Raw genomic sequence first — 22,278 nt, 5'->3', positions numbered from 1 at the left:
AAACCATGCTGAGATAACACCCGCGTTATCGCAGCCGTCAACGTCGTCTTACCATGATCTATATGACCTATCGTTCCAACATTCAAATGCGGCTTCTTCCTCTCAAATTTCTCCTTAGCCATCTTTATACCCCCCTACCCTTTAGAGCTTCTGTTTGTTCTCAAATTTAGGCAAAAATAAAAAAGGTGGAGCCCACGACCGGAATCGAACCGGTAACCTTGTCCTTACCATGGACACGCTCTACCGATTGAGCTACGTGGGCTCTTCTCTGGTGGGGAGGGGAGGATTCGAACCTCCGAAGGCAGTCCGCCCGCGGATCTACAGTCCGCTGCCTTTGACCGCTTGGCTACCTCCCCTTACCAGACTACTTCCTTAAGCCACATTTCAGCTGGAGCCGACGGCCGGACTTGAACCGGCAACCTGCTGATTACAAATCAGCCGCTCTACCAGTTGAGCTACGCCGGCGCACCCCAAGCCGAATACATTATAAAAGAGAACCTCTTTTTCGTCAATAGGTTAGAGGTTATTTTTGGGAAGAGAAGGAGTGGAGTTTCCCCCACGGCGGGGCGCTCACCGTGGGGGAAACGAGGCGCTTAGCTAGCTAAGCTCCACTCCCTTGAGCGAGGCGGCGGCAAAGAGCCTGTTTATGGCGTTTATATACGCCTTTATACTTGCTTCTATAACATCCGTACTGGCTCCCCTACCAACCACGGTAAAGCTATCGTATTGAAGCGTTATTACCGCTTCTCCGAGCGCATCGGAGCGCTCACTCGTGGCTTCTATCCTATAGCTTTTTAAAACCGGCTCTATACCAATTATTCTTCGTATCACCCTGTAAGAAGCATCCACAGGTCCGTTTCCTACCGCAGCGTCGGTCTTCTCAACCCCTTCTTCAAGCAAGGTTACCGTTGCCGTAGATTTACCCCCTTGTTCTATACTTAGAGAGTAATTCTTTAGCTCAAAGCGTCTCGAAGGCGTAACCGAGAGTATCTCATCCGCTATGAAAGCCTCAATATCACTATCCGTAACTATCTCTTTTCTATCGCAGAGCTCTTTAAAGAGCCTAAAAGCCCTTTCAAACGTTTTCTCATCAAGCTTAAACCCCATTTCCTCAAGGCGCCTTTTAAAAGCGTGTCTTCCAGAATGCTTCCCGAGGTGAAGACGCGTTCCAGGAGCTCCAACATCCTCGGGCTTCATAATCTCATAGGTAGCCTTATTGCAAAGCACACCATGCTGATGAATCCCCGACTCGTGAGAAAAGGCATTGGCTCCTACCACAGCTTTATTGGGAGGAACGACTACCCCCGTCAGTCTCGAAACAAGCCGGCTCGTTTCATAAAGCTTCTGCGTATCTATTCCTGTTCTCACACCAAAGATATCCTTCCTCGTCCTCAGAGCCATAACTATTTCCTCAAGCGATGCGTTTCCAGCCCTTTCACCAAGCCCATTTATGGTGCACTCAACCTGCCTCGCACCAGCTCTTACAGCTGATAGAGAGTTCGCAACCGCGAGTCCAAGATCATCATGGCAGTGAACGGACCATACCACTGAATCATCCGCTCCAACCCTTTTTATAATCGTTCGCACGAACTCTCCGAACTCCTCGGGATAAGCATAGCCCACCGTATCAGGAATATTTATCGTTGTGGCTCCACAGTCTATCGCTATCTTAAAGACCTCAACGAGAAAATCTATATCAGACCTGCTCGCATCTTCTGCAGAAAATTCCACATCATCAACGAGGCTTTTAGCATAGCTAACCGCTTCCCTGATCGCGCTTAATACATCCTCTCGCGTCATTTTAAGCTTATATTTAAGATGAATATCACTCGTAGCTATAAAGGTATGAATTCTGGGACGATCGGAATATTTAACCGCATCATAGGCCGCTTTTATATCGGGCTTACGTGCCCGCGCTAACCCTGCTATGACAGGTCCTTTAACCTCTTCCGCTATCCTCCTCACAGCTTCAAGATCCCCTAATGAAGCAGCAGGAAATCCCGCTTCTATAACATCTACCTTTAAGCGAGCAAGCTGATGCGCGACTTGAAGCTTCTCAGCCATGTTGAGATTTATCCCAGCAGCCTGCTCACCATCCCTCAAGGTGGTGTCAAAAATAATAACGTAATCATCACCCATCCTCACACCCCTCCCCTATGCAGGTGGCTTTCTATTTTCAAGCCAGGGCATCATCTCTCTGAGCTTGGCACCTACCTTCTCTATCAAATGCTCCTTTTCCTTAGCAAGCCATGTCTTAAGTCTGGGCCTGCCACATTGGTTCTCGAGAATCCAGTCCTTCGCAAAGGAACCATCCTTAACCCTCTTTAAAAGCTCCTTCATACGCTTTTTAACATCTTCGTTTATAACATAGCTTCCCGCTATCATATCTCCATATTTTGCGGTATCGCTCACGGAATACCTCATCCAAGAGATCCCACCCTCATACATAAGATCGACTATCAGCTTAAGCTCATTCAGGCATTCGAAATAGGCAATCTCCGGTTGATATCCCGCTTCCACAAGGATCTCAAACCCCGCTTTAACCAGCTCTGTGACCCCACCGCATAAAACAGCTTGTTCACCGAAAAGATCCGTCTCTGTTTCCTCTGCAAAAGTAGTCCATATAACGCCCGCACGTCCCGCTCCTATTGCACTTGCGTAGGCTAAGCCAAGCTCCTTAGCCTTTCCCGTAGCGTCCTGATAAACAGCGAGAAGAGCAGGGACCCCTCTTCCCTCCTTAAACATTCTTCTAACGAGATGTCCCGGTCCCTTGGGAGCAACCATAAATACGTCTACATCCTTCGGAGGCTCTACCTGATGGAAATGCACCGCAAAGCCATGAGAAAATCCTATAGCCATACCCGGCTTTAGATTTCCTCTCACGTAGATTTTATAGACATCCCCCTGAAGGTGATCCGGTAGCAGGAACATAACTATATCAGCAAGCTTGGTCGCTTCTCCCACCGTGTAAACCTCAAAGCCATCCTTTCTCGCGATTTCCCAAGACTTACTTCCCTCATAAAGCCCTATTATCACATCCATTCCGCTATCTCTTAGATTTTGTGCGTGCGCGTGTCCCTGGCTACCGTACCCAAGGATAGCTATCTTCTTTCCCTTAAGTAAGGAGAGATCCGCATCCCTATCATATAAAACTTCTGCCATATCATATTACCTCCTTCCAAGATTTTCTTGAGTTATTACATTATCGAGGGTGGTTCCCGGTACCATCATGGGGAAAACTTTCTCCTCTTGAGGGATAACAAAGTTTATAACGACGGGACCGGGCGTCTCAAGAGCCCTCTCTATTGCATCCCTAACCTGACTTGCCTCCGAAACGGTCCAACCCTGAGCCCCAAGCGATCTTGCCAAAGCAACATAATCAGGCTCCCTTGAGTAAATCGTTTCGGAATATCTCTTTTCGAAAAAAAGCTCCTGCCATTGTCTAACCATCCCAAGAGATCTGTTGTTAAGAAGAAGAACCTTAACCGGTAAATTATAACGGGCACATGTATCAAGCTCCTGAACGGACATCATAAAGCTTCCATCACCAGAGATATTCAGGACAGGTTTCCCCGAGGGATCAGCCAAGGAAGCACCCATAGCAGCCGGCAAGCCATATCCCATTGTTCCAAGCCCACCAGAGGTTATGAAGCGCCGTGGACCTTTCACCTTATAGTAAAGAGCAGCCCACATCTGATTCTGTCCCACCTCGGTAGTCACGAGAGCCTCACCCTTCGTGAGCTCCCAAGCGCTTCTTATAACATACCAGGGTCTTACTGGACCGCTTTTCTCAAGCTCTATCTTAAACTCCTCCTTCCAGGAGACTATCTTTTCCAACCACTCCTTCCTTCCCTTTTCTAATTTAAGCTCGCTAACCGCTTCTAAAAGCTCCTTCAAGGTCTTCTTAGCATCTCCTATTAGATAAGCGTGAGCTTTAACGTTTTTATTTATCTCCGCAGGATCATAATCCATGTGGATTATCTTAGCTGAGGTAGCAAACTTCTCATGCTTCCCAACGCTTCTATCGCTAAATCTCAAACCAACCGCTATAATAAGATCGGCCTCACATAGAGCCTTATTAGCAGCAGGGGTTCCATGCATACCAGCCATACCAAGTGAAAGACGATGCTCTTCTGGAAACGCACCTTTACCCATGAGGGATGTTGCAACTGGAACTTCAAGCTTTTCCGCTAAAGCGAGAAGCTCTCGAGTAGCTCCCGAAATTATGATCCCACCTCCTGCAAGGATAACGGGCCTTTCGGCATCTTTCATAAACTCGACAGCTTTAGGAATATCATCAAGACTTACGAATCCATTTGGGTTATAACCCTTAAAAGAGATTTCTTCCTCCCTCCAGACTCCCTCCTCGCGTTGAACATCTAGCGGTATCTCAATCAGAACGGGACCAGGGCGCCCCGTTTTAGCTATATAGAATGCTCCTCGTATTACCCGATATATCTCAGATACAGAGCTCACCTTGAAGCTATGCTTGACTATGGGCAAAGTAAGCCCTATTATGTCCGTCTCTTGGAACGCATCTCTTCCCATAAATGATCTCGCAACCTGTCCCACTACAGCAACCATGGGAACGGAATCCATGTAAGCGGTGGCTATTCCCGTAACCAGATTGGTACTGCCGGGACCTGACGTTGCTATGCACACTCCAACCTTTCCGCTGGCACGGGCGTACCCATCTGCAGCATGCGCTGCGGATTGCTCATGTCTCACCAAAACATGTTTGAAGCTTTTTCTCTTGTAAAGCTCATCATAAATTGGAATTACAGCTCCTCCCGGGATGCCAAAAGCGACTTCCACACCCTCGAGCTCGAGGCATCTTAAGATCATTTCCGCACCGGTCATACTCCTTGCGTTTTCCATAATCTAAATCACCCTCCGTTAAAGCCAACGCGTCGCATAGCGACGCTCCCACTTCGCACAAGCTCCTTTATGCCATAGGGACTTAGAACTTTGATACACGCATTTATCTTTTCCTTGTTTCCCGTAACCTCAAGTACCAATCCTTCCTCTCCAACGTCAACTACTCTTGACCTGAATACATCAACAAGCTGTAGCACCTCAGGCCTATTTTGAGATTTAGCATTTACCTTAATTAGAGATAGTTCCCTCTCTACAAACTCCCCCTGACTCAGAATGTCAACATCTATAACCTCAATGAGCTTCCTAAGCTGGCTCATAATCTGCCTTGCCGATTCCCGATCGCCATTAAAAACGATGGTAAAACGAGATATTCCCGTTTCACCGATTCTCCCAACGCTGAGGCTCTCCACGTTATACCCGCGCCTGAAGATCAGTCCCACTATGCGACACAAAACACCTGGATGATCTTCAGTCAAAACGCTTATAACCTGCCTCAAAGCCATCCCCTCCCGAGATGAGAAAGATAATAAAAAGGGGCGGGCCCCTTTTCGCCTCTTCGGCGGGGGTCCCGCCCCTTAAGCTCTCCTTCCAGTGGATAAAAGGCGCTTAAGCGCCAATCCTCCCTGGAGGGGACCCGCGCCGCAGGCTAATAGCTATAATTATTAGTATTAGGGCTATAAGATTAATGAAAACTCCAGTCGCCTGCACCCGCAAGTCCTCCTCCTTTCTGAGAAGATATTTAAACATTATTTTAATGCTAAACGTCAATCTTGTCAATACCTATATGATAAAATAGGATTAAAGAATTAATTAAGGAGGTGAGGAAAGCATGAAAAGGGTAAAAACAGCACTAATTGCCTTTCTTCTGATATTTATCGTTTCAGCTCCCGCCTTATCAAAAATGTGCTTAAAGACGATTGGGGAGGAAGTTCTGATAGCGAGAGCCACGTTGAAACCCCTAAGTTCCTTCAGCGCAAGATTCCCCGAGTTCAATGTGTCTAAAGCATATGAGGTCCAGAAGCTCGTCGTTAACAGGCTTAAGAAAATCCATAAGGCAAAAGTCTGCGGTTTTAAGGCAGCTTTTACCACAAAGGCAAGCCAGAAAAAGTTCGCCATGAAGGAACCAGCTTATGGCGTGCTTCTGGATTACATGATAGTAAGAGATACTATCTGCTGTGTCCACACGAGCGGTAAGACCATAAAACCGATGATAGAAGTCGAGATAGGCTTCATTATCGGAAAGGATATCTCAAAGCCCATCAAGAACGTAGCTCAGCTTAAGAAATACATAAAGTCAGCATTTTTTGCCATAGAGGTACCAGACATAAGGTTTCATCTTAAGGGATTAAAAGGTGCAGATGTTATAGCAGATGATGTTGGCACATTCCTGGTGATAAAGGGAAAGGAATTTAATCCGTTCAAGGTTGATCTTGAGAACATTAAAGCCAAGCTCTACGTAAACGGAAAGCTCAAAAGAATAGGATATTCCAAGTATGTCCTCGGAAATCCCCTTAATTCCCTGCTATGGCTTGTTAACAAGGTGATTTCACAGGGAGAAAAGATCAAGAAAGGATACATAGTTATAACCGGCACGATGACGAAGATGTATCCTGCAATGCCTGGAAACTACACGGCGGTTTACGGAAAGCTGGGAACGCTGAAGTTCAGGATACTTCCATAATCCATAAAAGAAGAAAGGGGCTGCTTTTTAAAAAGCAGCCCCTTAACATTAATCTCTCTTGGGCAGTCTTGGAATAAGCCAGAACAGAAAGGTATCAACTGATCTTGATTGTATAAGTATCTTACCAGGTCCCGTAAGCTCACAGACAAGTCCTTCACCGCTAAAGAGGGTTGACTTTATTCCTCCAACTGCTTTTACCTTATATCCCATACCTTCTGAGAAAGCAACGATATGTCCCGTGTCAACGATGTACCTCTGACCAGCTTCAAGGTTTATCTCATGAATAGCTCCATAGCTTGATAGAAAAAGCTTTCCCAAACCACTTATCTTAAGAAGAAAGAACCCCTCTCTTGAGAAAAAGGTCTTAGCCCCTCCCCATTTGGTGCTTACCTCTATTTCGGGAGAAGAAGCTATATAAGCGCCAGATTGAGCGTACACAGTTTCACCTTTAAGCTCAATAGCATATATATCGCCGGGAAGAGAAGGTGCGAATAAAACCTCGCCTGGTTTGCGCGCCCTAAAGGTGTTGATAAAGAAGCTTTCCCCTCCGAGAACGCTCCTTTTTAGCGCTCCGAAAAATCCCCCCTTCATCTTGGTTTCTATCTCTATGCCATCCGACATGGCTACCATCGCTCCAGCTTCCGCAGAAATAGCTTCCCCTCCCCCAAGTTTTACTCTGAGAAGGGAATAAGAAGGCTTATAAAGAATTTCATAATCCAAAACCCACACCCCCTTCAAAAAATCGAGCCTCCTGAGAGCTCTCAGGAAGCTCTGAAAATCTCACCTACACAGGTTTCCCGTGCGATTATCTTTCCTTTCCTTATAACGTAGAGCCTTGCAGGCTGAAGTCTCAAAGCCTCAAGGTGATCCTCGCAATCAAGTATCACTATATCAGCATCCCCACCCTCTTCTATTCTATGTCCCTTAAGCCCAACGATCTTAGCAGCGTTAAACATATCCATCTCAAATACCGCTTTTATCTCATCGGGGAGGGTCATGTGAGCAGCATAACAAAGCACAACTCCAACTTGAAGAAGATCGTTATTACCAAAAGGATAGAAAGCATCCTTCACACAATCCTGCCCATACGCAACGATAACCCCCATTCTCCAAAGCTCCTTAACCCTGGTTAATCCCCTCCTTTTAGGATGCTTATCGAGTCTTCCCTGAAGACACAAGTTGGTACAAGGATTCGTTATCATATGAATACCAGCCTTCTTTACCTTCTCCATAACCTTTTCAGCATAATCGTCAGGATAAGCAGCCAGAGCACAGGTATGACCCGCGGTAACCCTTCCCTGATATCCCTCGTCTATAGTCTTATCCGCAAGCATCTCAAGCGTTCTTGAGCACGGATCATCGGTTTCATCAACATGCATATCTATATCTGCATTATATTTCTTCGCGATTTCAAAGAGTATCTCTATATGCTTCTCGCTATCATAAGACCTATCCTCGTTAGCCGGCATTCCCCCAACAACATCCGCTCCCATCTCCATAGCTTGATAAAGGAGTTCCTCAGTTCCGGGGCTCTTTATAATACCCTCTTGAGGAAAAGCAACTATCTGAATATCAACAACATCTTTAAATCTTTCCCTAAGCTCCAAAATTCCCCTAAGTGGCATTAATCCTCCTATCGGATCAACATCTACGTGTGTTCTTATAAAGGTTATCCCCTTCCTGATAGCGTTTCTAACTACCCTGCTCGCTCGCTCGACGATATCTTCAACCGTATACTTTTTCTTCCTACTCCAAGTCAATTCTACGGCTTCAAAGAGCGTACCAGTCTCATTAGGAGGTATGGTTTCAAGAATCATGACCTTATCAAGATGAATATGAGGTTCTATGAAAGAAGGTATCGTAAGCCTGCTATTTGCATCGATAAGTTGCCTCGATTCCTCATCTATTAACGAGTCAACCTTTACTATTTTTCCATCCCTTATTCCTATATCCTTTAAGCCATCGGTTCCATAAATGCGTGCGTTTTTTATAAGAAGGTCAAGCATCCCTCTCTTCTCTCCCCCTCATCATAGAAGCCGCTAACTTATCCGCTTCTATGATAGACCCGTACCCGTGCATCCGCACAGATGCCATACAGCTCCTTAATCCTTAAGGTCTATAATTAAACTTTGCCACTTCTTATATTAACGAATAGGATCCAAGTTCACCAGGATATCCCCTATGGAGCCATTCCACCTATAAACGGAGAGTAATCAGCACCGCCATGAGATGAAGCCTTCACTTTCTCAGGGGAAATTCGAAAGAATCTCCACATCAGCTGGAAATGGATTTCTATCCCTGATATCCAAGCCTATATAATAATCTTGAGTATCTTCCCCGCTAACAATCGCTCTAACGCCAGGCACCTTCAAAACTTGAGAATATCTATATCAAAAGTCTGGCGTGGACCTCCTCACCTGAGTACCAACTTTCCCTTCAAGTGCTTCAAGAGCATGCTCAAGAGAAGCTATTATGGCCCTCTTCCCTCCATCTCTTATAAATCTCACCACCGCTTTGACCTTAGGGCCCATACTTCCCGCTTTAAAATGCCCCTCTTTCATGTATCTCTCAAGCTCCTCCACGCTGACATCCCTTAGCTCCCTTTGATCTGGCTTTCTATAGTTTATATAAGCACAAGGGACATCGGTCAATATCATAAAAATGTCTGCCTCAACATCCTGAGCTAACCTCTCTCCGGCTAAATCTTTATCTATAACAGCCTCAACTCCCTTAAGAGTGCCGTTTTCATACACAACTGGAATGCCTCCTCCGCCAGATGCAATTGGAACCCCTCCCAATTTTAAAATAGCCTTTATGGCTTCTTTCTCCACTATCCCCTTTGGATCGGGAGAGGGAACCACCCTTCTCCAGCCACGACCGCTATCTTCGATCCACACCTCATCGGGATGCTCTTTCATCCTTCTTTTTGCCTCTCCCTCCGTATAAAATGGCCCTATTGGCTTAGTAGGATTGTTAAAAGCAGGGTCATTCCTATCCACTATAACTTGGGTAACTATAGTAGCAACTTCTTTCTCTATCCCGAGCTTCCTCAGCTGGTTTTTCAAGGACTGCTGAATCATATAACCTATAAGCCCCTGGCTTTCTGCTCCACATATATCAAGGGGCATCGCAGGTACCTCCTTGGAAGCTATCTCATTCTGCAATAGAATAGCCCCAACTTGAGGTCCATTTCCATGAGTTATAACTACCTCATAACCCGCTTTTATCATCCGAGCTATCTGTTCACATGTTCTCCGAACGTTTTCCATTTGCTCCTCCGCTGTGCCCTTCTCGCCAGGCTGGAGTATAGCATTTCCTCCCAGCGCGACGACAACCCTCTCTCCCATAAGGCTCCCTCCTAACCTGAACAGTATTGTTATTTAAAAGATACAGCTCTATGAAAGAATAAAATAAAAGGAAGGGGACCTATTGTGCCATTTGTAGCGAAGAAAGGTCCAGCTTCATGCCATCGTAAGCTGCTTTAACCTTCGATTTAAACTCTTTCGATATTTCATCAGCGAGGATCCACGGTTTCTTAAAAAGCATTCCCCTCCCAAAGTGGGTAAGCACCGCAAGCTTAGGTTGAGCTTCAGATATTATTCTGCGGGCGTCATCAAGACATAGATGATCTATATGCTCTCTTCTCCTGTGTAAGGTAATGTTTAAGACCATTACATCCGCCTTAAGTCTTATAGGAATATATTCCACGAATTTCGTATCTATAACGAAGGAAAGCGAGGGAGCTTCCTCCGAGAGAAATTTAAAACCGAAGGTTTGAACACCATGATGAACGAGAGGAACGACCTTTAGAATAACAGTTCCAAGCTGAAGCTCCCCTTCCTTAAGAGTTATTATATCATTGAGATATTTCCTAAGATACTTAAGGACAACCCTATCCTCTCCTTCAAGGGCATCCTGTGGAGCGATTAAAACACCTCGCGGGGAAAAGCCTCCCTCAGTCATAGCTTCAATTATAGTATTTACATCCGCACAGTGATCAAGATGCCTGTGGGACAGAAGAATATAGTCAAGTGACATTGGATCCAAGCGAGGGCGACTTTCAAGACATCTAATTAGAGAACCTGGACCAGGATCAAGCAATATATTGCTACCCCCATAGTTTATCCATATTCCCCCAGAAGCTCTCAATTGCTTAAAAACCACAAATCGCGAACCCGCGGTGCCCAAGAACTTAATCCAACTCATGAATCAGGTAGCTCTATCTCCAATACGAGGTTTAAATTCTCCTTAAACCATTTAGCCGTTCTCTTTATACCCTCCTCTATGTCAATTTTCGGTTCCCAACCGAGAAGCTCCTTAGCAAGATCTATTTTAGCCCAAGTGCGAGGAACATCCGCAGGGTGAGGATACGAAAAAACTTTTTTCGCTCTTTTCCCCAAGTTTCTTTCTATAAGGGCTATAACCCGATTAAGCTTTACAGGCTTATCACTTCCGAGGTTTATGATTTGGAACCCCTTGAGATTCAAAGCTCTAACGGTTCCCTCCACGATATCATCTATGTACGTGAAGTCCCTCTCCTGATTCCCATCTCCGTAAATGGTTATCTCCTTCCCCTCATATATGAGGGGAAGGAGATAACCATTTACGGAGATGGGAATCAGGAGAGGGACTTCACGTACATAGATGATATCGTGGAGGGAACCGTTAGAGCTTTGAATCTCAAGGGGTTCCAAATCATAAACCTCGGAAGTGATAAGCCTGTAAAGCTTAATCGGGTTATAGCCCTTATAGAAAGAAACTTGGGGAAAAGAGCGAAAAAAGTTTTTTCGTATCCTCACCCTGCGGATGTTCCTCGCACTTGGGCTAAAATAGATCTTGCTAAGGAGCTTCTCGGTTGGGAACCGAAAATTGACATAGAGGAGGGTATAAAGAGAACGGCTAAATGGTTTAAGGAGAATTTAAACCTCGTATTGGAGATAGAGCTACCTGATTCATGAGTTGGATTAAGTTCTTGGGCACCGCGGGTTCGCGATTTGTGGTTTTTAAGCAATTGAGAGCTTCTGGGGGAATATGGATAAACTATGGGGGTAGCAATATATTGCTTGATCCTGGTCCAGGTTCTCTAATTAGATGTCTTGAAAGTCGCCCTCGCTTGGATCCAATGTCACTTGACTATATTCTTCTGTCCCACAGGCATCTTGATCACTGTGCGGATGTAAATACTATAATTGAAGCTATGACTGAGGGAGGCTTTTCCCCGCGAGGTGTTTTAATCGCTCCACAGGATGCCCTTGAAGGAGAGGATAGGGTTGTCCTTAAGTATCTTAGGAAATATCTCAATGATATAATAACTCTTAAGGAAGGGGAGCTTCAGCTTGGAACTGTTATTCTAAAGGTCGTTCCTCTCGTTCATCATGGTGTTCAAACCTTCGGTTTTAAATTTCTCTCGGAGGAAGCTCCCTCGCTTTCCTTCGTTATAGATACGAAATTCGTGGAATATATTCCTATAAGACTTAAGGCGGATGTAATGGTCTTAAACATTACCTTACACAGGAGAAGAGAGCATATAGATCATCTATGTCTTGATGACGCCCGCAGAATAATATCTGAAGCTCAACCTAAGCTTGCGGTGCTTACCCACTTTGGGAGGGGAATGCTTTTTAAGAAACCGTGGATCCTCGCTGATGAAATATCGAAAGAGTTTAAATCGAAGGTTAAAGCAGCTTACGATGGCATGAAGCTGGACCTTTCTTCGCTACAAATGGCACAATAGGTCCCCTTCCTTTTATTTTATTCTTTCATAGAGCTGTATCTTTTAAATAACAATACTGTTCAGGTTAGGAGGGAGCCTTATGGGAGAGAGGGTTGTCGTCGCGCTGGGAGGAAATGCTATACTCCAGCCTGGCGAGAAGGGCACAGCGGAGGAGCAAATGGAAAACGTTCGGAGAACATGTGAACAGATAGCTCGGATGATAAAAGCGGGTTATGAGGTAGTTATAACTCATGGAAATGGACCTCAAGTTGGGGCTATTCTATTGCAGAATGAGATAGCTTCCAAGGAGGTACCTGCGATGCCCCTTGATATATGTGGAGCAGAAAGCCAGGGGCTTATAGGTTATATGATTCAGCAGTCCTTGAAAAACCAGCTGAGGAAGCTCGGGATAGAGAAAGAAGTTGCTACTATAGTTACCCAAGTTATAGTGGATAGGAATGACCCTGCTTTTAACAATCCTACTAAGCCAATAGGGCCATTTTATACGGAGGGAGAGGCAAAAAGAAGGATGAAAGAGCATCCCGATGAGGTGTGGATCGAAGATAGCGGTCGTGGCTGGAGAAGGGTGGTTCCCTCTCCCGATCCAAAGGGGATAGTGGAGAAAGAAGCCATAAAGGCTATTTTAAAATTGGGAGGGGTTCCAATTGCATCTGGCGGAGGAGGCATTCCAGTTGTGTATGAAAACGGCACTCTTAAGGGAGTTGAGGCTGTTATAGATAAAGATTTAGCCGGAGAGAGGTTAGCTCAGGATGTTGAGGCAGACATTTTTATGATATTGACCGATGTCCCTTGTGCTTATATAAACTATAGAAAGCCAGATCAAAGGGAGCTAAGGGATGTCAGCGTGGAGGAGCTTGAGAGATACATGAAAGAGGGGCATTTTAAAGCGGGAAGTATGGGCCCTAAGGTCAAAGCGGTGGTGAGATTTATAAGAGATGGAGGGAAGAGGGCCATAATAGCTTCTCTTGAGCATGCTCTTGAAGCACTTGAAGGGAAAGTTGGTACTCAGGTGAGGAGGTCCACGCCAGACTTTTGATATAGATATTCTCAAGTTTTGAAGGTGCCTGGCGTTAGAGCGATTGTTAGCGGGGAAGATACTCAAGATTATTATATAGGCTTGGATATCAGGGATAGAAATCCATTTCCAGCTGATGTGGAGATTCTTTCGAATTTCCCCTGAGAAAGTGAAGGCTTCATCTCATGGCGGTGCTGATTACTCTCCGTTTATAGGTGGAATGGCTCCATAGGGGATATCCTGGTGAACTTGGATCCTATTCGTTAATATAAGAAGTGGCAAAGTTTAATTATAGACCTTAAGGATTAAGGAGCTGTATGGCATCTGTGCGGATGCACGGGTACGGGTCTATCATAGAAGCGGATAAGTTAGCGGCTTCTATGATGAGGGGGAGAGAAGAGAGGGATGCTTGACCTTCTTATAAAAAACGCACGCATTTATGGAACCGATGGCTTAAAGGATATAGGAATAAGGGATGGAAAAATAGTAAAGGTTGACTCGTTAATAGATGAGGAATCGAGGCAACTTATCGATGCAAATAGCAGGCTTACGATACCTTCTTTCATAGAACCTCATATTCATCTTGATAAGGTCATGATTCTTGAAACCATACCTCCTAATGAGACTGGTACGCTCTTTGAAGCCGTAGAATTGACTTGGAGTAGGAAGAAAAAGTATACGGTTGAAGATATCGTCGAGCGAGCGAGCAGGGTAGTTAGAAACGCTATCAGGAAGGGGATAACCTTTATAAGAACACACGTAGATGTTGATCCGATAGGAGGATTAATGCCACTTAGGGGAATTTTGGAGCTTAGGGAAAGATTTAAAGATGTTGTTGATATTCAGATAGTTGCTTTTCCTCAAGAGGGTATTATAAAGAGCCCCGGAACTGAGGAACTCCTTTATCAAGCTATGGAGATGGGAGCGGATGTTGTTGGGGGAATGCCGGCTAACGAGGATAGGTCTTATGATAGCGAGAAGCATATAGAGATACTCTTTGAAATCGCGAAGAAATATAATGCAGATATAGATATGCATGTTGATGAAACCGATGATCCGTGCTCAAGAACGCTTGAGATGCTTGCGGATAAGACTATAGACGAGGGATATCAGGGAAGGGTTACCGCGGGTCATACCTGTGCTCTGGCTGCTTATCCTGACGATTATGCTGAAAAGGTTATGGAGAAGGTAAAGAAGGCTGGTATTCATATGATAACGAATCCTTGTACCAACTTGTGTCTTCAGGGAAGACTCGATAAGCATCCTAAAAGGAGGGGATTAACCAGGGTTAAGGAGCTTTGGAGAATGGGGGTTATCGTTGCGTATGGGCAGGATTGTGTGAAGGATGCTTTCTATCCTTTTGGTAATAACGATCTTCTTCAAGTTGGAGTTGTGCTTTGTTATGCTGCTCACATGACCCTCCCCGATGAGATAAAAGCGGTATTTGAGATGGATATGTTTAACGCTGCTAAGATCGTTGGGCTTAAGGGACATAGAATAGAAGAGGGTGGGGATGCTGATATAGTGATACTTGATTGCGAGGATCACCTTGAGGCTTTGAGACTTCAGCCTGCAAGGCTCTACGTTATAAGGAAAGGAAAGATAATCGCACGGGAAACCTGTGTAGGTGAGATTTTCAGAGCTTCCTGAGAGCTCTCAGGAGGCTCGATTTTTTGAAGGGGGTGTGGGTTTTGGATTATGAAATTCTTTATAAGCCTTCTTATTCCCTTCTCAGAGTAAAACTTGGGGGAGGGGAAGCTATTTCTGCGGAAGCTGGAGCGATGGTAGCCATGTCGGATGGCATAGAGATAGAAACCAAGATGAAGGGGGGATTTTTCGGAGCGCTAAAAAGGAGCGTTCTCGGAGGGGAAAGCTTCTTTATCAACACCTTTAGGGCGCGCAAACCAGGCGAGGTTTTATTCGCACCTTCTCTTCCCGGCGATATATATGCTATTGAGCTTAAAGGTGAAACTGTGTACGCTCAATCTGGCGCTTATATAGCTTCTTCTCCCGAAATAGAGGTAAGCACCAAATGGGGAGGGGCTAAGACCTTTTTCTCAAGAGAGGGGTTCTTTCTTCTTAAGATAAGTGGTTTGGGAAAGCTTTTTCTATCAAGCTATGGAGCTATTCATGAGATAAACCTTGAAGCTGGTCAGAGGTACATCGTTGACACGGGACATATCGTTGCTTTCTCAGAAGGTATGGGATATAAGGTAAAAGCAGTTGGAGGAATAAAGTCAACCCTCTTTAGCGGTGAAGGACTTGTCTGTGAGCTTACGGGACCTGGTAAGATACTTATACAATCAAGATCAGTTGATACCTTTCTGTTCTGGCTTATTCCAAGACTGCCCAAGAGAGATTAATGTTAAGGGGCTGCTTTTTAAAAAGCAGCCCCTTTCTTCTTTTATGGATTATGGAAGTATCCTGAACTTCAGCGTTCCCAGCTTTCCGTAAACCGCCGTGTAGTTTCCAGGCATTGCAGGATACATCTTCGTCATCGTGCCGGTTATAACTATGTATCCTTTCTTGATCTTTTCTCCCTGTGAAATCACCTTGTTAACAAGCCATAGCAGGGAATTAAGGGGATTTCCGAGGACATACTTGGAATATCCTATTCTTTTGAGCTTTCCGTTTACGTAGAGCTTGGCTTTAATGTTCTCAAGATCAACCTTGAACGGATTAAATTCCTTTCCCTTTATCACCAGGAATGTGCCAACATCATCTGCTATAACATCTGCACCTTTTAATCCCTTAAGATGAAACCTTATGTCTGGTACCTCTATGGCAAAAAATGCTGACTTTATGTATTTCTTAAGCTGAGCTACGTTCTTGATGGGCTTTGAGATATCCTTTCCGATAATGAAGCCTATCTCGACTTCTATCATCGGTTTTATGGTCTTACCGCTCGTGTGGACACAGCAGATAGTATCTCTTACTATCATGTAATCCAGAAGCACGCCATAAGCTGGTTCCTTCATGGCGAACTTTTTCTGGCTTGCCTTTGTGGTAAAAGCTGCCTTAAAACCGCAGACTTTTGCCTTATGGATTTTCTTAAGCCTGTTAACGACGAGCTTCTGGACCTCATATGCTTTAGACACATTGAACTCGGGGAATCTTGCGCTGAAGGAACTTAGGGGTTTCAACGTGGCTCTCGCTATCAGAACTTCCTCCCCAATCGTCTTTAAGCACATTTTTGATAAGGCGGGAGCTGAAACGATAAATATCAGAAGAAAGGCAATTAGTGCTGTTTTTACCCTTTTCATGCTTTCCTCACCTCCTTAATTAATTCTTTAATCCTATTTTATCATATAGGTATTGACAAGATTGACGTTTAGCATTAAAATAATGTTTAAATATCTTCTCAGAAAGGAGGAGGACTTGCGGGTGCAGGCGACTGGAGTTTTCATTAATCTTATAGCCCTAATACTAATAATTATAGCTATTAGCCTGCGGCGCGGGTCCCCTCCAGGGAGGATTGGCGCTTAAGCGCCTTTTATCCACTGGAAGGAGAGCTTAAGGGGCGGGACCCCCGCCGAAGAGGCGAAAAGGGGCCCGCCCCTTTTTATTATCTTTCTCATCTCGGGAGGGGATGGCTTTGAGGCAGGTTATAAGCGTTTTGACTGAAGATCATCCAGGTGTTTTGTGTCGCATAGTGGGACTGATCTTCAGGCGCGGGTATAACGTGGAGAGCCTCAGCGTTGGGAGAATCGGTGAAACGGGAATATCTCGTTTTACCATCGTTTTTAATGGCGATCGGGAATCGGCAAGGCAGATTATGAGCCAGCTTAGGAAGCTCATTGAGGTTATAGATGTTGACATTCTGAGTCAGGGGGAGTTTGTAGAGAGGGAACTATCTCTAATTAAGGTAAATGCTAAATCTCAAAATAGGCCTGAGGTGCTACAGCTTGTTGATGTATTCAGGTCAAGAGTAGTTGACGTTGGAGAGGAAGGATTGGTACTTGAGGTTACGGGAAACAAGGAAAAGATAAATGCGTGTATCAAAGTTCTAAGTCCCTATGGCATAAAGGAGCTTGTGCGAAGTGGGAGCGTCGCTATGCGACGCGTTGGCTTTAACGGAGGGTGATTTAGATTATGGAAAACGCAAGGAGTATGACCGGTGCGGAAATGATCTTAAGATGCCTCGAGCTCGAGGGTGTGGAAGTCGCTTTTGGCATCCCGGGAGGAGCTGTAATTCCAATTTATGATGAGCTTTACAAGAGAAAAAGCTTCAAACATGTTTTGGTGAGACATGAGCAATCCGCAGCGCATGCTGCAGATGGGTACGCCCGTGCCAGCGGAAAGGTTGGAGTGTGCATAGCAACGTCAGGTCCCGGCAGTACCAATCTGGTTACGGGAATAGCCACCGCTTACATGGATTCCGTTCCCATGGTTGCTGTAGTGGGACAGGTTGCGAGATCATTTATGGGAAGAGATGCGTTCCAAGAGACGGACATAATAGGGCTTACTTTGCCCATAGTCAAGCATAGCTTCAAGGTGAGCTCTGTATCTGAGATATATCGGGTAATACGAGGAGCATTCTATATAGCTAAAACGGGGCGCCCTGGTCCCGTTCTGATTGAGATACCGCTAGATGTTCAACGCGAGGAGGGAGTCTGGAGGGAGGAAGAAATCTCTTTTAAGGGTTATAACCCAAATGGATTCGTAAGTCTTGATGATATTCCTAAAGCTGTCGAGTTTATGAAAGATGCCGAAAGGCCCGTTATCCTTGCAGGAGGTGGGATCATAATTTCGGGAGCTACTCGAGAGCTTCTCGCTTTAGCGGAAAAGCTTGAAGTTCCAGTTGCAACATCCCTCATGGGTAAAGGTGCGTTTCCAGAAGAGCATCGTCTTTCACTTGGTATGGCTGGTATGCATGGAACCCCTGCTGCTAATAAGGCTCTATGTGAGGCCGATCTTATTATAGCGGTTGGTTTGAGATTTAGCGATAGAAGCGTTGGGAAGCATGAGAAGTTTGCTACCTCAGCTAAGATAATCCACATGGATTATGATCCTGCGGAGATAAATAAAAACGTTAAAGCTCACGCTTATCTAATAGGAGATGCTAAGAAGACCTTGAAGGAGCTTTTAGAAGCGGTTAGCGAGCTTAAATTAGAAAAGGGAAGGAAGGAGTGGTTGGAAAAGATAGTCTCCTGGAAGGAGGAGTTTAAGATAGAGCTTGAGAAAAGCGGTCCAGTAAGACCCTGGTATGTTATAAGAAGCGCTTGGGAGCTCACGAAGGGTGAGGCTCTCGTGACTACCGAGGTGGGACAGAATCAGATGTGGGCTGCTCTTTACTATAAGGTGAAAGGTCCACGGCGCTTCATAACCTCTGGTGGGCTTGGAACAATGGGATATGGCTTGCCGGCTGCTATGGGTGCTTCCTTGGCTGATCCCTCGGGGAAACCTGTCCTGAATATCTCTGGTGATGGAAGCTTTATGATGTCCGTTCAGGAGCTTGATACATGTGCCCGTTATAATTTACCGGTTAAGGTTCTTCTTCTTAACAACAGATCTCTTGGGATGGTTAGACAATGGCAGGAGCTTTTTTTCGAAAAGAGATATTCCGAAACGATTTACTCAAGGGAGCCTGATTATGTTGCTTTGGCAAGATCGCTTGGGGCTCAGGGTTGGACCGTTTCGGAGGCAAGTCAGGTTAGGGATGCAATAGAGAGGGCTCTTGAGACGCCCGGTCCCGTCGTTATAAACTTTGTTATCCCTCAAGAGGAGAAAGTTTTCCCCATGATGGTACCGGGAACCACCCTCGATAATGTAATAACTCAAGAAAATCTTGGAAGGAGGTAATATGATATGGCAGAAGTTTTATATGATAGGGATGCGGATCTCTCCTTACTTAAGGGAAAGAAGATAGCTATCCTTGGGTACGGTAGCCAGGGACACGCGCACGCACAAAATCTAAGAGATAGCGGAATGGATGTGATAATAGGGCTTTATGAGGGAAGTAAGTCTTGGGAAATCGCGAGAAAGGATGGCTTTGAGGTTTACACGGTGGGAGAAGCGACCAAGCTTGCTGATATAGTTATGTTCCTGCTACCGGATCACCTTCAGGGGGATGTCTATAAAATCTACGTGAGAGGAAATCTAAAGCCGGGTATGGCTATAGGATTTTCTCATGGCTTTGCGGTGCATTTCCATCAGGTAGAGCCTCCGAAGGATGTAGACGTATTTATGGTTGCTCCCAAGGGACCGGGACATCTCGTTAGAAGAATGTTTAAGGAGGGAAGAGGGGTCCCTGCTCTTCTCGCTGTTTATCAGGACGCTACGGGAAAGGCTAAGGAGCTTGGCTTAGCCTACGCAAGTGCAATAGGAGCGGGACGTGCGGGCGTTATATGGACTACTTTTGCAGAGGAAACAGAGACGGATCTTTTCGGTGAACAAGCTGTTTTATGCGGTGGGGTCACAGAGCTGGTTAAAGCGGGGTTTGAGATCCTTGTGGAAGCGGGATATCAACCGGAGATTGCCTATTTCGAATGCCTGAATGAGCTTAAGCTGATAGTCGATCTTATGTATGAGGGTGGGATCTCTTGGATGAGGTATTCCGTGAGCGATACCGCAAAATATGGAGATATGATAGCGGGAAGCTATGTTATAAACGAAGATGTTAAAAAGCGTATGAAGGAGCTTTTAAAGAGGGTTAAGGATGGTTCCTTTGCGAAGGACTGGATTCTCGAGAACCAATGTGGCAGGCCCAGACTTAAGACATGGCTTGCTAAGGAAAAGGAGCATTTGATAGAGAAGGTAGGTGCCAAGCTCAGAGAGATGATGCCCTGGCTTGAAAATAGAAAGCCACCTGCATAGGGGAGGGGTGTGAGGATGGGTGATGATTACGTTATTATTTTTGACACCACCTTGAGGGATGGTGAGCAGGCTGCTGGGATAAATCTCAACATGGCTGAGAAGCTTCAAGTCGCGCATCAGCTTGCTCGCTTAAAGGTAGATGTTATAGAAGCGGGATTTCCTGCTGCTTCATTAGGGGATCTTGAAGCTGTGAGGAGGATAGCGGAAGAGGTTAAAGGACCTGTCATAGCAGGGTTAGCGCGGGCACGTAAGCCCGATATAAAAGCGGCCTATGATGCGGTTAAATATTCCGATCGTCCCAGAATTCATACCTTTATAGCTACGAGTGATATTCATCTTAAATATAAGCTTAAAATGACGCGAGAGGATGTATTAAGCGCGATCAGGGAAGCGGTTAGCTATGCTAAAAGCCTCGTTGATGATGTGGAATTTTCTGCAGAAGATGCGAGCAGGTCTGATATAGATTTTCTCGTTGAGGTCTTTAAGATAGCGATAGACTGTGGAGCCACAACGATAAATATTCCTGATACGGTGGGCTATGCTTATCCCGAGGAGTTCGGAGAGTTCGTGCGAACGATTATAAAAAGGGTTGGAGCGGATGATTCAGTGGTATGGTCCGTTCACTGCCATGATGATCTTGGACTCGCGGTTGCGAACTCTCTATCAGCTGTAAGAGCTGGTGCGAGGCAGGTTGAGTGCACCATAAATGGGCTTGGTGAAAGGGCTGGAAACGCATCGCTTGAGGAAATAGTTATGGCTCTGAGGACGAGGAAGGATATCTTTGGTGTGAGAACAGGAATAGATACGCAGAAGCTTTATGAAACGAGCCGGCTTGTTTCGAGACTGACGGGGGTAGTCGTTCCTCCCAATAAAGCTGTGGTAGGAGCCAATGCCTTTTCTCACGAGTCGGGGATTCATCAGCATGGTGTGCTTTGCAATAAGGCTACCTATGAGATTATGAAGCCCGAGGATGTTGGAGCTCCTGGAACGCGTCTTCACCTCGGGAAGCATTCTGGAAGACACGCTTTTAAAAGGCGCCTTGAGGAAATGGGGTTTAAGCTTGATGAGAAAACGTTTGAAAGGGCTTTTAGGCTCTTTAAAGAGCTCTGCGATAGAAAAGAGATAGTTACGGATAGTGATATTGAGGCTTTCATAGCGGATGAGATACTCTCGGTTACGCCTTCGAGACGCTTTGAGCTAAAGAATTACTCTCTAAGTATAGAACAAGGGGGTAAATCTACGGCAACGGTAACCTTGCTTGAAGAAGGGGTTGAGAAGACCGACGCTGCGGTAGGAAACGGACCTGTGGATGCTTCTTACAGGGTGATACGAAGAATAATTGGTATAGAGCCGGTTTTAAAAAGCTATAGGATAGAAGCCACGAGTGAGCGCTCCGATGCGCTCGGAGAAGCGGTAATAACGCTTCAATACGATAGCTTTACCGTGGTTGGTAGGGGAGCCAGTACGGATGTTATAGAAGCAAGTATAAAGGCGTATATAAACGCCATAAACAGGCTCTTTGCCGCCGCCTCGCTCAAGGGAGTGGAGCTTAGCTAGCTAAGCGCCTCGTTTCCCCCACGGTGAGCGCCCCGCCGTGGGGGAAACTCCACTCCTTCTCTTCCCAAAAATAACCTCTAACCTATTGACGAAAAAGAGGTTCTCTTTTATAATGTATTCGGCTTGGGGTGCGCCGGCGTAGCTCAACTGGTAGAGCGGCTGATTTGTAATCAGCAGGTTGCCGGTTCAAGTCCGGCCGTCGGCTCCAGCTGAAATGTGGCTTAAGGAAGTAGTCTGGTAAGGGGAGGTAGCCAAGCGGTCAAAGGCAGCGGACTGTAGATCCGCGGGCGGACTGCCTTCGGAGGTTCGAATCCTCCCCTCCCCACCAGAGAAGAGCCCACGTAGCTCAATCGGTAGAGCGTGTCCATGGTAAGGACAAGGTTACCGGTTCGATTCCGGTCGTGGGCTCCACCTTTTTTATTTTTGCCTAAATTTGAGAACAAACAGAAGCTCTAAAGGGTAGGGGGGTATAAAGATGGCTAAGGAGAAATTTGAGAGGAAGAAGCCGCATTTGAATGTTGGAACGATAGGTCATATAGATCATGGTAAGACGACGTTGACGGCTGCGATAACGCGGGTGTTATCTCAGCATGGTTT

General features: G+C 45.6%; 22 protein-coding genes and 6 tRNA genes. 14 read left to right on the top strand and 14 right to left on the bottom strand.

Features of this window, described 5'->3' with window-relative positions; translation table 11 throughout:
* From tuf (J7M13_04185) to ilvN (J7M13_04150), 8 genes are all read right to left on the bottom strand, one after another.
* On the bottom strand, window positions 1-122 hold a 122-nt coding region (gene tuf / locus J7M13_04185; GenBank protein ID MCD6363179.1), incomplete at its 3' end, for an elongation factor Tu.
* 64 nt (window positions 123-186) lie between these two features.
* Window positions 187-262, bottom strand: a tRNA-Thr gene (locus J7M13_04180).
* A gap of 7 nt (window positions 263-269) precedes the next feature.
* Window positions 270-356, bottom strand: a tRNA-Tyr gene (locus tag J7M13_04175).
* 33 nt (window positions 357-389) lie between these two features.
* A tRNA-Thr gene (locus tag J7M13_04170) sits at window positions 390-465 on the bottom strand.
* 132 nt (window positions 466-597) lie between these two features.
* Window positions 598-2,139, bottom strand: a complete 1,542-nt coding sequence (locus tag J7M13_04165) for a 2-isopropylmalate synthase (protein ID MCD6363178.1) — start codon at window positions 2,137-2,139, stop codon at window positions 598-600.
* A gap of 15 nt (window positions 2,140-2,154) precedes the next feature.
* Entirely contained in the window at window positions 2,155-3,162 is a 1,008-nt protein-coding gene (gene ilvC, locus J7M13_04160) for a ketol-acid reductoisomerase (GenBank protein ID MCD6363177.1), read from the bottom strand.
* Between the two features lie 6 nt (window positions 3,163-3,168).
* Window positions 3,169-4,860 carry a biosynthetic-type acetolactate synthase large subunit gene (gene ilvB, locus J7M13_04155; protein ID MCD6363176.1) on the bottom strand — a complete coding sequence of 564 codons (1,692 nt, stop codon included), beginning with the start codon at window positions 4,858-4,860 and terminating at the stop codon, window positions 3,169-3,171.
* A 26-nt stretch (window positions 4,861-4,886) separates the two neighbouring features.
* Window positions 4,887-5,375 carry an acetolactate synthase small subunit gene (ilvN, locus tag J7M13_04150; GenBank protein MCD6363175.1) on the bottom strand — a complete coding sequence of 163 codons (489 nt, stop codon included), beginning with the start codon at window positions 5,373-5,375 and terminating at the stop codon, window positions 4,887-4,889.
* Window positions 5,376-5,707: 332 nt separating this feature from the next.
* Between ilvN (J7M13_04150) and J7M13_04145 the strand changes: the two genes are divergently transcribed.
* Complete coding sequence (locus tag J7M13_04145) at window positions 5,708-6,559, top strand: fumarylacetoacetate hydrolase family protein (protein MCD6363174.1); 852 nt, start codon at window positions 5,708-5,710, stop codon at window positions 6,557-6,559.
* A gap of 48 nt (window positions 6,560-6,607) precedes the next feature.
* Here the strand turns inward: J7M13_04145 and J7M13_04140 are convergent, their stop codons facing one another.
* The 5 genes from J7M13_04140 to J7M13_04120 all read right to left on the bottom strand — a co-directional run bounded on the left by J7M13_04140 (window position 6,608) and on the right by J7M13_04120 (window position 11,046).
* Complete coding sequence (locus J7M13_04140) at window positions 6,608-7,279, bottom strand: TIGR00266 family protein (GenBank protein ID MCD6363173.1); 672 nt, start codon at window positions 7,277-7,279, stop codon at window positions 6,608-6,610.
* 41 nt (window positions 7,280-7,320) lie between these two features.
* Window positions 7,321-8,565 (bottom strand): amidohydrolase family protein, encoded by a 1,245-nt coding sequence (locus tag J7M13_04135; protein ID MCD6363172.1) that lies wholly within the window; start codon window positions 8,563-8,565, stop codon window positions 7,321-7,323.
* Between the two features lie 384 nt (window positions 8,566-8,949).
* On the bottom strand, window positions 8,950-9,906 hold the full coding sequence (arcC, locus tag J7M13_04130) for a carbamate kinase (GenBank protein MCD6363171.1): 957 nt from the start codon (window positions 9,904-9,906) through the stop codon (window positions 8,950-8,952).
* A 79-nt stretch (window positions 9,907-9,985) separates the two neighbouring features.
* Entirely contained in the window at window positions 9,986-10,765 is a 780-nt protein-coding gene (locus J7M13_04125) for an MBL fold metallo-hydrolase (GenBank protein ID MCD6363170.1), read from the bottom strand.
* On the bottom strand, window positions 10,762-11,046 hold the full coding sequence (locus J7M13_04120; GenBank protein ID MCD6363169.1) for a hypothetical protein: 285 nt from the start codon (window positions 11,044-11,046) through the stop codon (window positions 10,762-10,764). Before J7M13_04120 ends, J7M13_04125 begins: the two co-directional genes overlap by 4 nt.
* Here J7M13_04120 and J7M13_04115 point away from each other — a divergent pair.
* The 5 genes from J7M13_04115 (at window position 11,026) to J7M13_04095 (ending at window position 15,671) form a co-directional block, all read left to right on the top strand.
* Window positions 11,026-11,517: a GDP-mannose 4,6-dehydratase gene (locus tag J7M13_04115; GenBank protein MCD6363168.1), complete on the top strand. Its 492-nt coding sequence runs from the start codon at window positions 11,026-11,028 to the stop codon at window positions 11,515-11,517. The two genes, J7M13_04120 and J7M13_04115, sit on opposite strands and share 21 nt — an antisense overlap.
* Entirely contained in the window at window positions 11,514-12,293 is a 780-nt protein-coding gene (locus tag J7M13_04110) for an MBL fold metallo-hydrolase (GenBank protein MCD6363167.1), read from the top strand. Before J7M13_04115 ends, J7M13_04110 begins: the two co-directional genes overlap by 4 nt.
* Window positions 12,294-12,372: 79 nt before the next feature.
* On the top strand, window positions 12,373-13,329 hold the full coding sequence (gene arcC, locus J7M13_04105) for a carbamate kinase (GenBank protein MCD6363166.1): 957 nt from the start codon (window positions 12,373-12,375) through the stop codon (window positions 13,327-13,329).
* A gap of 384 nt (window positions 13,330-13,713) precedes the next feature.
* On the top strand, window positions 13,714-14,958 hold the full coding sequence (locus J7M13_04100; GenBank protein MCD6363165.1) for an amidohydrolase family protein: 1,245 nt from the start codon (window positions 13,714-13,716) through the stop codon (window positions 14,956-14,958).
* Window positions 14,959-14,999: 41 nt separating this feature from the next.
* Entirely contained in the window at window positions 15,000-15,671 is a 672-nt protein-coding gene (locus J7M13_04095) for a TIGR00266 family protein (protein MCD6363164.1), read from the top strand.
* 48 nt (window positions 15,672-15,719) lie between these two features.
* Here J7M13_04095 and J7M13_04090 read toward each other — a convergent pair whose 3' ends face one another.
* Window positions 15,720-16,571, bottom strand: a complete 852-nt coding sequence (locus tag J7M13_04090) for a fumarylacetoacetate hydrolase family protein (GenBank protein ID MCD6363163.1) — start codon at window positions 16,569-16,571, stop codon at window positions 15,720-15,722.
* Between the two features lie 332 nt (window positions 16,572-16,903).
* Between J7M13_04090 and ilvN (J7M13_04085) the strand changes: the two genes are divergently transcribed.
* The 8 genes from ilvN (J7M13_04085) to tuf (J7M13_04050) all read left to right on the top strand — a co-directional run.
* A complete protein-coding gene (ilvN, locus tag J7M13_04085; GenBank protein ID MCD6363162.1) occupies window positions 16,904-17,392 on the top strand; it encodes an acetolactate synthase small subunit in 489 nt (162 codons plus the stop codon).
* A gap of 26 nt (window positions 17,393-17,418) precedes the next feature.
* A complete protein-coding gene (ilvB, locus tag J7M13_04080) occupies window positions 17,419-19,110 on the top strand; it encodes a biosynthetic-type acetolactate synthase large subunit (protein MCD6363161.1) in 1,692 nt (563 codons plus the stop codon).
* Between the two features lie 6 nt (window positions 19,111-19,116).
* Window positions 19,117-20,124, top strand: a complete 1,008-nt coding sequence (gene ilvC, locus J7M13_04075) for a ketol-acid reductoisomerase (protein ID MCD6363160.1) — start codon at window positions 19,117-19,119, stop codon at window positions 20,122-20,124.
* A gap of 15 nt (window positions 20,125-20,139) precedes the next feature.
* A complete protein-coding gene (locus tag J7M13_04070; GenBank protein ID MCD6363159.1) occupies window positions 20,140-21,681 on the top strand; it encodes a 2-isopropylmalate synthase in 1,542 nt (513 codons plus the stop codon).
* Between the two features lie 132 nt (window positions 21,682-21,813).
* Window positions 21,814-21,889, top strand: a tRNA-Thr gene (locus tag J7M13_04065).
* A gap of 33 nt (window positions 21,890-21,922) precedes the next feature.
* Window positions 21,923-22,009 (top strand) — tRNA-Tyr (locus J7M13_04060).
* Between the two features lie 7 nt (window positions 22,010-22,016).
* Window positions 22,017-22,092: transfer RNA gene (locus J7M13_04055), tRNA-Thr, on the top strand.
* A 64-nt stretch (window positions 22,093-22,156) separates the two neighbouring features.
* Window positions 22,157-22,278: elongation factor Tu (gene tuf / locus J7M13_04050; GenBank protein MCD6363158.1), on the top strand; the 122-nt coding region annotated here is incomplete at its 3' end.

It is taken from the genome of Synergistota bacterium (assembly GCA_021159885.1).
Classification (GTDB): Bacteria; Synergistota; GBS-1; order GBS-1; family GBS-1; genus AUK310.
Note: the sequence above shows the minus strand (reverse complement) of the source record. Positions and strands in the feature narration are given on the sequence as shown.